Genomic DNA, 13,392 nt, shown 5'->3' with positions numbered 1-13,392 from the left:
GCGGCATGCGCCGCCGGGTCTTTTCTTTTCCGGAATGGCTTTCATGGACTCCTATCGCAACAGCGATCCGCGGCCGTCGATCATGCAGGGCTCGCCGCCTCAAATGGTGCTGCCGAAGCTCGACTGGGATCGGCCGCCATGGAATCGCTGGGCCTTCCAACACATCCGCGAATTCCTGCCGACCATCGAGGTCTGGCGCGGTAATGGCCATCGCCATCGTCTTGAGCGCGCAGAGACCGATCTCGACGCGCTGCCGGTGGAAGACAGCAAGGGCCGTCCGACGACGCTCGTTGGCCTGCTCGACGAGACCTACACGGACGGCTTCCTGGTGCTCAAAGACGGCAAGGTCGCCTATGAGCGCTATTTCAACGGCATGGCCGAGCGCACGCTGCATCTGTCGCAGTCGATGGCGAAGTCGGTAACAGGCACCGTGTTCGGTATTCTGGTTGGGCGCGGCTTGATCGACCCGGCCAAACCGGTGACCGCCTATCTGCAGGAGCTCGGCGCGACCGGCTGGGACGGCGCCAGCGTGCAGCATGTGCTTGACATGACGACGGGTGTTCGCTTTTCCGAGGAATACACCGATCGCTATTCCGATATCGGCCAGGTCGATGTCGCCACCGGCTGGAAGCCGGTGCCGCCGGACAGCGATCCGGATTTCCAATGGCCGCCGCATCTGTTCGAGTTGATCCTGCAGCTGAAGGACAAGGTGCGGCCGCATGGCGCCGCGTTCGAGTACCGCTCGATCGAGACCGACGTGCTTGCCTTCATCATGGAGCGGGTCACCGGTAAACGGCTGGCGCAGTTGGTGTCCGAGGAGCTGTGGCAAAAGCTCGGCGCCGACGAGAGCGCCTGCTTCACGGTTGACAGCGCCGGCTATGCGCTGGCCGATGGCGGCTTCAACGCGACGCTGCGAGACTACGCCCGCTTCGGCCAGTTGATCCTCGACAATGGCCGCGGCATCGTGCCGGCCGACTGGATCGAGGCGACGCGCAACGGCAGGCATGCGCCGGATTTCAATCCGAGCCTGCCGGAGGGCAGCTACCGCAACCAGTTCTGGATCGAAAACCCGCGCTCACGCGCACTGATGTGCCGGGGCGTGTTCGGGCAGATGATCCATATCGACTGGGACACCGGCATGGTCGTGGTCAAGCTTTCAAGCTATCCGGATTTCAGCAATGTCGCCTATTCGGTGGCAACGCTGAAGGCGGTGCACGCCATCGCCAAGAAGCTTGGTTGACCCACAACAAATCATCCCTCCGAGGAAACGTTCATGACTGGCAAGACTGCGTTCGAGATCCGCTACGGCTTTGCCCGTAATGAGGTGCTGCTCTCCAACTGGCGCGAAAACCCCTTCAACCGCTGGTCATTCCAGAACCTTGGCGAACTGGTGCCGACCGCTCCCGTGGCGGCGACGCCGGGAAGCGTCGAAGCGCCGGTGCGGGACCTGAGCGGCCTGCTCGGCGAAAAGGTTTCGATCGCCAGCGCCCCGGAAACGGTGGCCGAATTCCTCACACGTTCGAGCAGCGACGCGCTGACGGTGCTGAAGGCTGGCAAGGTCATCGGCGACTGGTTTGCGCCCATTATGGATTTCGGCGCCCGTCACATCGTCTTTTCGATCAGCAAATCGGTCACCGCCATCATCGCCGGCATATTGGAAGGCGAGGGCGTGTTCGACCCGGAAGCGCCAGTGACGGCCTACATTCCGGAAGCCGCCGGCTCGGCCTATGCCGATGCAAGCTGCCGGCATGTGCTCGACATGAGCGTCAGCCTCGATTTCGAGGAGGCCTATCTCGATCCCGAAAGCGCCTTTGCCCGTTACCGCCGCGCGACGCTGTGGAATCCGGGCGGCGGCACTGAAAGCTTGCGCGAATTCATTCTGACCTTGCAGCGGCTCGAAGAACCGCATGGCAAAACCTTCCGCTACCGTTCGCCCAATTCCGATCTGCTCGGCCTGCTGCTCGAACGAGCTTCCGGCCAGCGCTTCCCCGACCTGATGCGCGAGAAACTGTGGCTGCCGCTGGGTGCTGTCAGCGAGGCTTCGATCGGCGTCGACATGGAAGGTACGGCGCGCACCGCCGGCGGCATTTCGGTGACGCCGCGCGACCTGGCGCGTATCGGCGAGATGATGCGGCAGGGCGGCACGGCCAATGGCCGGCGCATCGTGCCGGAAGGCTGGGTGCGCGATACGACCGTTGCCGGCGGCAGCGCGGAGGCCTGGCAGCGCGGCACGATGGTGCATCTGTTCCCGAAGGGCCGCTATCGCAACAAGTGGTACCAAACGGGTGCGGCAAACGGTGCTTTCTGCGGCATCGGCATCCATGGCCAATGGCTCTACGTCGATCCGAAGACGGAAGTGGTGATTGCAAAAATGGGGTCGCAGCCGGTGCCTGAAGATTATCCGCTCGAACGCGAGATCGTTGCCTTTTTCGAGGCGCTGAGCGGGATGGTCTGAGGACGAGCCAAGGCAAGGCGCTTTCCTGTGGACCTCTTTGACGCTTGAGAACACTGCGGTTGGCGTGACGGACATCAGCGCCTATGGTCGCCGCTCTTTGCGACAGGGACCAGCATGGCAGCAGACAGCAAACGCATCGCATCCATCATCGCGGCAGAGATCGGGGCGCGGCCGGAGCAAGCATCAGCAGCTATAGGGTTGCTCGATGAGGGCGCGACGGTGCCGTTTGTGGCGCGCTACCGCAAGGAGGTCACCGGCGGGCTCGACGACACCCAATTGCGCGACCTTGCCGAGCGATTGGCCTATCTGCGCGAACTCGATGCGCGCCGCGATACCATTCTCGGTTCGATCCGCGAGCAGGGCAAGCTGACCGAGGAACTTGAGGCCAAAATTGTGGCTGCCGCCACCAAGGCTGAACTGGAAGACATCTACCTGCCCTACAAGCCCAAGCGCCGCACCAAGGCCGAGATCGCCCGGGAGCGCGGGCTGGGGCCATTGGCGGAGGCTATTTTGGCCAACCGGTCGTTGGTGCCCGCCGAGGCGGCGCTGGCTTATGTGACCGAGGATTTGACCGACGCCAAGGCCGCACTGGAAGGCGCACGCGACATCCTGTCGGAACAGTTCGCGGAAAAAGCCGATCTGGTCGGCAAGCTTCGCACCTACATGAAGGAGCGCGCTTTCATGCGTGCCCGTGTCGTCGACGGTAAGCAGGAGGCCGGGGCGAAATTCTCCGACTATTTCGAGCATGTCGAGCGTTGGGCAAATGTTCCGAGCCACCGCGCGCTGGCCATGCTGCGCGGCCGCAACGAAGAGGTGTTGTCGCTCGACATCGAGGTCGATGCCGACGATGCCTCGCCGGTGAAGCCGGTCGAGCGGATGATCGCCAATGCCTACGCCATCGGCGGCAGCCTGCCGGGCGACCGCTGGCTGATGGAAGTCGCCGGCTGGACCTGGCGGATCAAGCTTTCGCTGCACCTGACGCTCGATTTGATGCGCGACCTGCGCGAGCGGGCGGAGGAAGAGGCGATCCATGTCTTTGCACGCAACCTCAAGGATTTGCTTCTGGCGGCACCCGCCGGCTCGCGGCCGACCATGGGGCTCGATCCCGGCATCCGCACCGGCGTCAAGGTCGCGGTGGTAGATGGCACCGGCAAGGTGCTGGCGACGACGACCGTCTATCCATTTCCGCCGCGGAACGATGTGCGCGGCACACAGGCCCAGCTCGCAGCACTCATCCGCCAGCATAAGGTCGAGCTGATCTCGATCGGCAACGGCACCGGCAGCCGCGAGACTGAAAAGCTGGTCGCCGACATGCTGTCCGACATGCCTTCGGATGGTAGGCCAAAGCCGCTCAAGGTGATCGTCAGCGAGGCCGGCGCCTCGGTCTATTCGGCCTCGGCGACAGCGGCGGCTGAGTTTCCCGGGCTCGACGTGTCGCTGCGCGGTGCGGTGTCGATCGCCAGGCGCCTGCAGGACCCGCTCGCCGAACTGGTCAAGATCGAGCCGAAATCCATAGGCGTCGGCCAGTACCAGCATGACGTCGACCAGTACCGGCTTGGCCGCTCGCTGGAGGCGGTGGTGGAGGACGCGGTGAATGCTGTCGGCGTCGATCTCAACACCGCCTCGGCGCCGCTTTTGGCCCGCGTGTCAGGCCTAGGCGCGTCGCTTGCCGATGCCATTGTCGCGCATCGCGATGCGACCGGGCCGTTCGCCAGCCGCAAGGAACTGCTCAAGGTGGCGCGGCTTGGACCGCGCGCGTTCGAACAGTCCGCAGGCTTCCTCCGCATTGCCAATGGCAGCGAGCCGCTCGACGCCTCGTCGGTCCATCCGGAAGCCTATGGCGTGGCCAAGAAGATCGTCGCTGCCTGCGGCCGCGATGTGCGCTCGCTGATGGGAGACAGTGCCGCGCTCAAGGCGCTCGATCCGCGCGTCTTCGTTGACGAACGGTTCGGCCTGCCGACGGTGCGCGACATCATTGCCGAGCTGGAAAAGCCCGGCCGCGATCCGCGCCCCGGCTTCAAGACCGCAACCTTTGCCGATGGCATCGACGATATCAAGGATCTGAAGCCCGGCATGCTTCTCGAAGGCACCGTCACCAATGTCGCGGCCTTCGGCGCCTTCGTCGATATAGGCGTGCATCAGGACGGGCTGGTGCATGTCTCGCAACTGGCTGATCGTTTCATCAAGGACGCGCATGAGGTGGTGAAGGCCGGCGACGTGGTGAAGGTGCGGGTCGTCGATGTCGACATCAAGCGCAAGCGCATCGCGCTGTCCATGCGCAAGGACGGCGGCGAGGGCGGGACGCCGAAGGGGCCGCGCGACAATGGCGGCGGAAAGCCGGCGCAACCTTCGCCGATGCCGCAGCGTCAGCCGGAACGACCGGCACAGCAAGGCGCGTTTGGCGCAGCACTGGCCGATGCCTTGAAGCGGAAGTAGCCTCGAATGGTTCCTTGCAATCGCTAGAGCGTTATCTACCATCCTTGTGTGGAGATACGCGCGATATGGCAAGTTTCGAGAAAGTGAGTGTCCAAGAGTTGGGGCGTCTTTGGGACGAGGGCATGGCGAGTGGCAGTTCGGTCGATGGAGACCAGGCTTTCGCCCGGATCAAAAGCAAGCTCGATGCGAAAGTTGCCGAACGCAAGTCGCAAAAACGCTGCGCTTCCAGCCGGAAACCGAGCCGATGAAGCGGAAGTAGCTACCAGGCCAGAACGGCCGGTTCCTTCTCAACCTGGCCCAGCAGCCAGTCGCGAAAGCTGGCGACCGGCGGGTGGCCGCGCTTGTCGTTCGGGACGACGAGGTAGTAGGCGCTGCGGCTTTGCATCGGCTGTCCCGGCGCCTGCACGAGCTGACCGCGCTGCAATTCGCCGGCGATAAGAACTTGCGGCAGGAGCGCGACGCCAAGCCCCGCCATGCAGGCTTGGGCAACGGTGCCGAATTGCTCGAACTGCATGCCGGGTCCGATCGGTGCGCTCAAGCCCTGTTCCTCGAACCATTCGCCCCAGGCGCCAGGGCGCGTCGCCATGTGCAGCAGCGGCAGGCGGCTGATGTCGGCCGCCGTGGTGATATCGCGGCTGGCAAGGAAGTCGGGCGAAACCACCGGCATCACGGTTTCGCGCATCAACAATGTGGAATCGGCGTCCGGCCAGTCCGGCTGGCCATGATGGATAGCGGCGTCGAGGCGTTCGCGGGCGAAGTCGAAGCGGCCGATGCGGGTGACGAAGTTGATGGTGATGTCAGGGTTTTCTGCGACGAAATCCGGGATCAGCGGCATCAGCCAGCGCGTGCCGAAGGTCGGCAGTATGGCGAGGTTCAGCATGCCGCTATGCCGATTGCTCATCAATCCGAGCGCGGCGTCGCGCAATTGCCCGAGTGCCGCCCGCACGGCTTCGGCATAGATTTCGCCCGCCGTGGACAGCCGAACATTGCGGCTGTCGCGCTCGAACAGCCGGCGGCCGAACTGTTCCTCCAGAAGTGCTATCTGGCGGCTGACGGCCCCTTGGGTCAAATCGAGTTCCTGGGCGGCAGCGGTGAAGGAGCCAAGGCGGGCCACGGCCTCGAAGGCGGCAAGGGCGCTGGTGCTGGGTAAAAGCCGGCGTTGGACGTTCATGATCCATTACTAAACCTCATTGATCTGTGATGCAATTTTGTTTGATTTTTCCGAAGCGGAGGTGGATAAGCCCGAGCACTTCAAGATTTTGGGAGAGAGCGAAGCCATGGCCGCCGACAAGAACGCGTTCGTCTGGGAAGACCCCTTCCTGATCGAGAACCAGCTTTCCGAGGATGAGCGCATGGTGCGCGATGGCGCGGCCGCCTTTGCCGCCGACAAGCTCGCGCCGCGCATCGAGGAGGCCTATCTCGAGGAAAAGACCGACGCCGGCATTTTTCGTGAGATGGGCGAGGCCGGCCTGCTCGGCATCACCATCCCTGAGGAATATGGCGGTCTCGGCGCCAATTACGTCACCTACGGGTTGGTGGCGCGCGAGGTCGAGCGGGTCGATTCCGGCTACCGCTCGATGATGTCGGTGCAATCGTCGCTGGTGATGTACCCCATCCATGCCTATGGCTCGGAAGAACAGCGCAAGAGATACCTGCCGAAGCTGGCTTCGGGCGAATGGATCGGCTGTTTCGGCCTGACCGAGCCGGATGCCGGTTCCGATCCGGGCGGCATGAAGACGCGGGCCGAGAAGACGGCGAACGGCTACAAGATTTCCGGCTCGAAAATGTGGATATCCAACGCGCCGATCGCCGACGTGTTCGTGGTCTGGGCGAAGCTGAAGGGCGACAACGGCAAGGACGAAATCCGCGGTTTCGTACTGGAGAAGGGCATGAAGGGGCTGTCGGCGCCGAAGATCGGCGGCAAGCTCAGCCTTAGGGCCTCGATCACCGGCGAGGTGGTGATGGAAGGCGTCGAAGTCGGCGAAGACGCGCTGCTGCCCAACGCCAGGGGCCTCGGCGGCCCATTCGGCTGCCTCAACCGGGCCCGCTACGGCATTTCCTGGGGCGCGATGGGCGCCGCCGAGGATTGCTGGCACCGGGCCCGGCAGTATGGACTCGACCGCAAGCAGTTCGGCAAGCCGCTCGCCGGCACGCAGCTGTTCCAGAAAAAGCTCGCCGACATGCAGACCGAGATTGCGCTCGGCTTGCAGGGCTCGCTGCGCGTCGGGCGGCTGATGGATGAAGGCAAGATGGCACCGGAGATGATCTCGATCGTCAAGCGCAACAATTGCGGCAAGGCGCTCGACATCGCCCGCCAGGCCCGCGACATGCATGGCGGCAACGGCATCCAGATCGGCTACCACGTCATGCGCCACGCGCAGAACCTGGAGACGGTCAACACCTATGAAGGCACGCATGACGTGCATGCGCTGATTTTGGGACGGGCGCAGACGGGGATACAGGCGTTTTTCTAAGCTGTGCCGAATTCAAGTGAGGCCGGCCTGCAAATGGCCGATACCTGCGCTTCCGGTGCTCGCGTGCCAAAAGTACGCTCTGCTCCGGTTCTCGGTATCAGCCATTTTCGACTCGGCCTGACCTGAATCTCGACACAGCGTAGCCGGCTTCGGCTGCTTAATTTAGGTGCAGCGCAACATCTCTGCTTGGAGAATGGCCAATAGATGTGTCAGGGTTCGGCTGAAGAAACGCCGATCTCCGGGGCCCCATGGCAATACTGGCAGCCGTCTACCACCTGACCCATTACAAATATGACCGGCCGGTGGTTCTCGGGCCCCAGGTCATCAGGCTGCAGCCGGCACCGCATTCCCGCACCAAGGTGCTCAGCCATTCGCTGAAGGTCGGGCCGGCGAACCACTTCGTCAATCTTCAGCAGGACCCCTACGGCAATTTCCTGGCCCGCTTCGTCTTCCCGGAACCAGTGACGGAATTGAAGATCGAGGTCGATCTCGTCGCCGACATGACGGTCTACAATCCGTTCGATTTCTTCGTCGAGCCATCGGCCGAGACCTTCCCGTTCGAGTACCCCGAAGACATCAGGGACGATCTCGCCATCTACCGCACGCCGGAGCCGGCGGGGCCGCTGCTGTCGGCTTTCCTCGCAACCATCGACCGTAGCGCCACCAACACCGTCAATTTCGTCGTCGACCTCAATGCGCGGCTGCAGCGGGAGATCGCCTATATCGTGCGGATGGAAACCGGCGTGTTCTCGCCGGAGGAAACGCTGGCCGCGAAAAAGGGATCGTGCCGGGATTCGAGCTGGCTGCTGGTGCAAATTCTCAGGAATCTCGGCCTCGCCGCGCGTTTCGTCTCAGGCTATCTGATCCAGCTGAAGCCCGATCTGGTCGCGCTCGATGGCCCAGCCGGAACCGCCGTCGACTTCACCGACCTGCACGCCTGGTGCGAGGTCTATCTGCCGGGCGCCGGCTGGATCGGCTTCGATCCGACGTCCGGCCTGCTCACCGGCGAAAGCCATGTGCCGCTGGCGGCCACGCCGCATTTCCGCAACGCCGCGCCCATTTCCGGCATGGCGAGCTTTGCCAATGTCGAGTTCGGCTTCGACATGCGTGTCGACCGCATTGCCGAACATCCGCGCATCACCAAGCCGTTTTCGGATGAGAGTTGGCAGGCGCTGGATGCGCTGGGCAACAAGGTCGACGCCGCACTTCAAGCGGGTGATGTCAGGCTGACAATGGGCGGCGAGCCGACCTTTGTGTCGATCGACGATTTCGAGTCCGCCGAGTGGAACACCGCCGCCGTCGGCCCGACCAAGCGCGAAAAGGCCGATGCGTTGATCCGGAAACTGCGCGAGCGCTTCGCGCCGGGCGGTTTCCTCCATTACGGCCAGGGCAAATGGTATCCGGGCGAGAGCCTGCCGCGTTGGACCTTCTCGCTGTATTGGCGCACCGACGGCCAGCCGGTGTGGAGCGATCCGTCGCTGATCGCACGCGAAAAGAGCGATGCGAAGGTCGGGCCGCAGCAGGCGAAAAGCCTGCTGACGGCAATCGCCGGCGAACTCGGCATCGACAAGGCGATGGTCAGCGAGGCCTATGAGGACCCGGCCGAATGGCTGCTGAAGGAAGGTAAGCTGCCCGACAATGTCGATCCGTCCAACTCCAAACTGGAAGACCCCGAAGAGCGCAGCCGCATGGCGAAAGTGTTCGAGCGCGGGCTGACCAGGCCGTCCGGCTACGTGCTGCCGGTGCAGCGCTGGAACAGCCAGGCTTCGGACCCGCGCTGGCGCTCGGAAAAATGGAAGACCCGGCGCGGGCGGCTGTTCCTGGTGCCGGGCGATTCCCCGGTCGGCTACCGCCTGCCGCTGGGCACGCTGCCCTATGTGCCGCCGGCACAGTTCCCCTATGTCGTGCCGGTCGATCCGTCGCTGCCGCGTGGACCGCTGCCGGCGCGGGAAGCCATACTGCCAGAACCGGCTCCGGCCGAACTGGAAGGCGCCGACGAGATGGCGCGGCGCCAGCAGGCGGTATCGTTCACTGCGACGACCGGCCAGCAAGACCGGGTGGAGCAGGAGATCACCGAGATCGGCGGCGCGGTGCGTACAGCACTTTCGGTCGAGCCGCGCGACGGGCGGCTTTGCGTGTTCATGCCGCCGGTCGAGGCGCTGGAAGATTATCTCGAACTGGTCGCAGCCGCAGAAAACGCGGCCAAGGCGATCCGCCTTCCCGTGCATATCGAAGGCTATGGACCGCCGCACGATCCGCGCCTCAACGTCATCAGGGTGGCACCCGATCCCGGCGTCATCGAGGTCAACATCCATCCGGCTGCCAACTGGCAGGACTGCGTGGCGACGACGACGGCGATTTACGAGGAAGCACGGCAGACACGGCTTGGCGCCGACAAGTTCATGATCGATGGCCGCCACACCGGTACCGGCGGCGGCAACCATGTTGTGGTCGGCGGCGCAACGCCCAATGACAGCCCGTTCCTGCGCCGGCCCGATTTGTTGAAGAGCCTGGTGCTACAATGGCAGCGGCGCCCGTCGCTGTCTTATCTATTCTCCGGCCTGTTCATCGGCCCGACCAGCCAGGCGCCGCGCTTCGACGAGGCGCGGCATGACTCGCTTTACGAACTCGAGATCGCGATGGCGCAGGTGCCGCATCCCGACCAGGGCAACGCACCGCTGCCTTGGCTGGTGGACCGACTGTTCCGAAATCTGTTGACTGACGTCACCGGCAATACGCACCGCTCGGAAATCTGCATCGACAAGCTGTTTTCGCCCGATGGCCCGACCGGCCGGCTTGGGCTTGTCGAGTTCCGCGGTTTCGAGATGCCGCCCAATGCGCGCATGTCGCTGGCGCAGCAATTGCTGGTGCGCGCCATCATCGCCCGTGCGTGGAAGAACCCGCTTGATGGCCGCTTCGTGCGCTGGGGCACCTCGCTCCATGACCGTTTCATGCTGCCGCATTATGTCTGGGCGGATTTCCTCGACGTGCTCGACGACCTCAAGCTCAACGGTTTCGAATTCCGGCCGGAATGGTTCGATGCCCAGCTGGAGTTCCGCTTTCCGTTCTGCGGCGAAGTCCAGCATGCCGGCATCAAGCTGGAACTGCGGCAGGCGCTGGAGCCGTGGCATGTGATGGGTGAGCAAGGGGCCATCGGCGGCACCGTGCGCTTCGTCGATTCCTCGGTCGAACGGCTGCAGGTCAGGACCGAAGGCCTCAACCCGGAACGTCATGCCATTGTCTGCAATGGCCGAATCGTGCCGATGAAGGTCACCGACAATCGCGAGGTCTCGGTGGCCGGTGTGCGCTTCAAGGCCTGGCAGCCTTCGTCGGGCCTGCATCCGGCGCTGCCGGTCAACACGCCTTTGGTCTTCGACATTTACGACCGTTGGTCGGGGCGGGCGGTGGGCGGCTGCGTCTACCATGTCGCGCATCCAGGTGGGCGCAGCTACGACACGTTCCCGGTCAACGGCAATGAGGCCGAGGCGAGGCGTCTCGCCCGCTTCGAGCCGCGCGGCCATACGCCGTCGGCCTATGTGCTGCGCAATGAAGAAGCCTCTGAAGACTTCCCCATGACCCTTGACCTCAGGCGGCCAGCAAGACTCTGATCAGCAATGGCAAAGGGGAATCAGAAAAAGGTCCGCGGCAAGCCGCTGAGGCACAGTCTGCTGGAGCACTACCAGCCGATTGACGGCGTCGTCGACGAGATGGTCGATGCTTCGGGCCATCCGCGTCCGGCCTGGGCGCCCTTCATCGAGGCGCTGGAGGAGCTGGGTCCCGAAAAGCTGGGCCAGCGCTTTGCCCGCGCCGACCAGTATCTGCGCGACGCCGGCGTTTATTATCGCGTCTACGACAAGGCCGGCGCCAACGAGCGCGAATGGCCACTGGCGCATATCCCGCTGCTGATCGAAGACAAGGAATGGGCCGGGATCAGCGCCGGTCTCGTCCAGCGCGCCGACCTTTTCGAGGAGATAGTCGCTGATATCTATGGCCCGAACCGGCTGATCGAGAAGGGAATCCTGCCGGCAGGCCTGATTGCGGCGAGCCCCGAATTTTTGCGCCCCGTCGTCGGCACCATGCCGGCCAGCGGTCATTTCCTGCATTTTTGCGCCTTCGAGCTCGGCCGTGGGCCGGATGGAAGCTGGTGGGTGCTGGGCGACCGCACGCAGGCGCCGTCGGGCGCCGGCTTTGCGCTGGAAAACCGCGTCGCCACGACGCGGGCTTTGTCCGACGTCTATGGCGAGATGCATGTGCATCGCCTGGCCGGTTTCTTCCGCCGCTTTCGCGATGCGCTGATCGGCATGGCGAAGGAGAATGACGGCCGCGTCGCCATTCTGACGCCGGGGCCGCTCAATGAGACTTATTATGAGCACGCCTATATCGCCCGCTATCTCGGCATCATGCTGCTCGAGGGCGAGGATCTGACCGTGTCCGGCGGCAAGCTGATGGTGCGCACGGTTTCCGGGCTGATGCCGATCAGCGTGCTGTGGCGGCGGCTCGACGCCGCCTTTGCCGATCCGCTGGAACTGAGGTCGGACTCGCATATCGGCACGCCGGGGCTGGTCGAGGCGATCCGCCGCGGCACCGTGTCTACGGTCAATGCGCTGGGGTCGGGCTTGATGGAAACCCGGGCGCTGCTCGCCTTCCTGCCGAAGATTTCGCGCGCATTGCGCGGCGAAGAACTTCTGTTGCCAAGCGTGGCCACCTGGTGGTGCGGGCAAGCAACCGAACGGGCCCATGTGCTTGCCAATATCGATCGCATGGTGATCGGTCCGGCGCTGTCGACGCGGCTGGCCTTCGAGGATGACGGCCAGACCAGGCTCGGTTCGGCACTGACGCCGGAGGAACGCATCGCGCTGATTGCGCGCATCGAGAGCGATGGCAGCGGTTTCGTCGGCCAGGAAGCGGTGACGCTGTCGACGACGCCGGTCTATGTCGGAGGCTGGCTGGAGCCACGGCCGGCAAGCCTGCGCGTTTATCTCGCGCGCACGCCCGATGGCTGGACGGTAATGCCGGGCGGTTTCGCCCGTGTCGGCCTTTCGCTCGACCCGACGGCCATCGCCATGCAGCGCGGCGGCCAGGCGGCCGACGTCTGGGTGGTCAGCGACCGGTCGGTCGAGCGCGAGACGCTGCTGCCGCAGGAGCATGACAGCTTCGTCCGCACCATGCCGGGGAGCCTGCCCAGCCGCGCGGCGGAAAACCTGACCTGGCTCGGCCGCTATATCGAGCGCTCGGAGGATACGGTTCGCATCCTGCGCGCCTATCATGTGCGGCTGGCCGAGACGTCCGATCCTGACATGCTGCTGCTCGCCGATATCAGGGACTATCTCGAACCGTTCGGCGTCGATCTCGAAGCGGCCATTCCGCCCGGATTGATCGGCACGCTGGACAGCGCCGTCTACAGCGCCGGACAGATCCGCGACCGTTTTTCGCCCGATGGCTGGCTTGCGCTGAAGGACCTGTCGAAGACCATTCATCAGTTCGCCACCACGGTGGCGCCGGGTGACGACGCGACACGGGCCATGACGGTCATGCTGCGCAAGCTCGCCGGTTTCTCCGGCCTGTTGCACGAGAATATGTACCGTTTCACCGGCTGGCGTTTCCTCGAGATCGGTCGGCGGATCGAGCGCGGCATCCAGATCGCCCGTACGCTAGCCCGACTGACAAGGTCCGGTGCGCCGGACGGCTCGCTCGACATGATGCTGGAGATCGGCGACAGCGTCATGACCCACCGCCGGCAATATCCGGTGCGGGCCGGACGGCGCACGGTGATCGACCTCTTGGCGCTCGACCCACTCAACCCGCGCTCGATCCTGTTCCAGCTCGAACGGCTGAAGGCGGAGATCGGCCTGTTGCCATCGGTTGGGCCGGAGGGGCATATGTCGGTCGCGGCCAAGGAAATCCTGCAGCTCAACACGGCAATTGCCGTCATGGAGCCATCGGAGATGTCGGCGGAGGTGCTGGACGATCTCGCAACTGAGATCGGCAACCTCTATAGCAGCCTGGCTAAAGCGTATTTCGGTTAAC

Annotated in this window: 8 protein-coding genes; 7 read left to right on the top strand and 1 reads right to left on the bottom strand. The window is 64.0% G+C overall.

Translation table 11 applies throughout. The features are described 5' to 3' along the window. The first annotated feature begins 43 nt into the window (after window positions 1–43). The 4 genes from ACYG97_RS16995 to ACYG97_RS16980 all read left to right on the top strand — a co-directional run bounded on the left by ACYG97_RS16995 (window position 44) and on the right by ACYG97_RS16980 (window position 5,139). Window positions 44–1,240, top strand: a complete 1,197-nt coding sequence (locus ACYG97_RS16995) for a serine hydrolase domain-containing protein (protein ID WP_023733421.1) — start codon at window positions 44–46, stop codon at window positions 1,238–1,240. Window positions 1,241–1,273: 33 nt separating this feature from the next. Beyond that, window positions 1,274–2,455 carry a serine hydrolase domain-containing protein gene (locus tag ACYG97_RS16990; RefSeq protein ID WP_023733420.1) on the top strand — a complete coding sequence of 394 codons (1,182 nt, stop codon included), beginning with the start codon at window positions 1,274–1,276 and terminating at the stop codon, window positions 2,453–2,455. 114 nt (window positions 2,456–2,569) lie between these two features. Beyond that, window positions 2,570–4,891 carry a Tex family protein gene (locus tag ACYG97_RS16985; RefSeq protein WP_023733419.1) on the top strand — a complete coding sequence of 774 codons (2,322 nt, stop codon included), beginning with the start codon at window positions 2,570–2,572 and terminating at the stop codon, window positions 4,889–4,891. Between the two features lie 65 nt (window positions 4,892–4,956). Then, on the top strand, window positions 4,957–5,139 hold the full coding sequence (locus tag ACYG97_RS16980; RefSeq protein WP_023671771.1) for a hypothetical protein: 183 nt from the start codon (window positions 4,957–4,959) through the stop codon (window positions 5,137–5,139). Window positions 5,140–5,150: 11 nt separating this feature from the next. Here the strand turns inward: ACYG97_RS16980 and ACYG97_RS16975 are convergent, their stop codons facing one another. After that, a complete protein-coding gene (locus ACYG97_RS16975) occupies window positions 5,151–6,062 on the bottom strand; it encodes a LysR family transcriptional regulator (RefSeq protein WP_023733418.1) in 912 nt (303 codons plus the stop codon). A 106-nt stretch (window positions 6,063–6,168) separates the two neighbouring features. Here ACYG97_RS16975 and ACYG97_RS16970 point away from each other — a divergent pair, with 106 nt between their 5' ends. The 3 genes from ACYG97_RS16970 to ACYG97_RS16960 all read left to right on the top strand — a co-directional run bounded on the left by ACYG97_RS16970 (window position 6,169) and on the right by ACYG97_RS16960 (window position 13,391). Beyond that, window positions 6,169–7,365: an acyl-CoA dehydrogenase gene (locus ACYG97_RS16970; RefSeq protein ID WP_023699743.1), complete on the top strand. Its 1,197-nt coding sequence runs from the start codon at window positions 6,169–6,171 to the stop codon at window positions 7,363–7,365. A gap of 248 nt (window positions 7,366–7,613) precedes the next feature. Next, on the top strand, window positions 7,614–10,973 hold the full coding sequence (locus ACYG97_RS16965) for a transglutaminase family protein (protein ID WP_023733417.1): 3,360 nt from the start codon (window positions 7,614–7,616) through the stop codon (window positions 10,971–10,973). Window positions 10,974–10,979: 6 nt separating this feature from the next. Then, entirely contained in the window at window positions 10,980–13,391 is a 2,412-nt protein-coding gene (locus ACYG97_RS16960; RefSeq protein WP_023733416.1) for a circularly permuted type 2 ATP-grasp protein, read from the top strand. The last annotated feature ends 1 nt before the right edge of the window (window position 13,392 follow it).

The sequence above is a fragment of the Mesorhizobium sp. W067 genome, from assembly GCF_054719525.1.
This window is presented reverse-complemented; position numbering and strand designations above follow the sequence as displayed.

What these genes read in the sequence shown, in the direction of transcription:
- ACYG97_RS16995 (WP_023733421.1), top strand. Translation starts at nt 44, where the DNA reads ATGGACTCCTATCGCAACAGCGATCCGCGGCCGTCGATCATGCAGGGC.
- ACYG97_RS16990 (WP_023733420.1), top strand. Translation starts at nt 1,274, where the DNA reads ATGACTGGCAAGACTGCGTTCGAGATCCGCTACGGCTTTGCCCGTAAT.
- ACYG97_RS16985 (WP_023733419.1), top strand. Translation starts at nt 2,570, where the DNA reads ATGGCAGCAGACAGCAAACGCATCGCATCCATCATCGCGGCAGAGATC.
- ACYG97_RS16980 (WP_023671771.1), top strand. Translation starts at nt 4,957, where the DNA reads ATGGCAAGTTTCGAGAAAGTGAGTGTCCAAGAGTTGGGGCGTCTTTGG.
- ACYG97_RS16975 (WP_023733418.1), bottom strand. Translation starts at nt 6,062, where the DNA reads ATGAACGTCCAACGCCGGCTTTTACCCAGCACCAGCGCCCTTGCCGCC.
- ACYG97_RS16970 (WP_023699743.1), top strand. Translation starts at nt 6,169, where the DNA reads ATGGCCGCCGACAAGAACGCGTTCGTCTGGGAAGACCCCTTCCTGATC.
- ACYG97_RS16965 (WP_023733417.1), top strand. Translation starts at nt 7,614, where the DNA reads ATGGCAATACTGGCAGCCGTCTACCACCTGACCCATTACAAATATGAC.
- ACYG97_RS16960 (WP_023733416.1), top strand. Translation starts at nt 10,980, where the DNA reads ATGGCAAAGGGGAATCAGAAAAAGGTCCGCGGCAAGCCGCTGAGGCAC.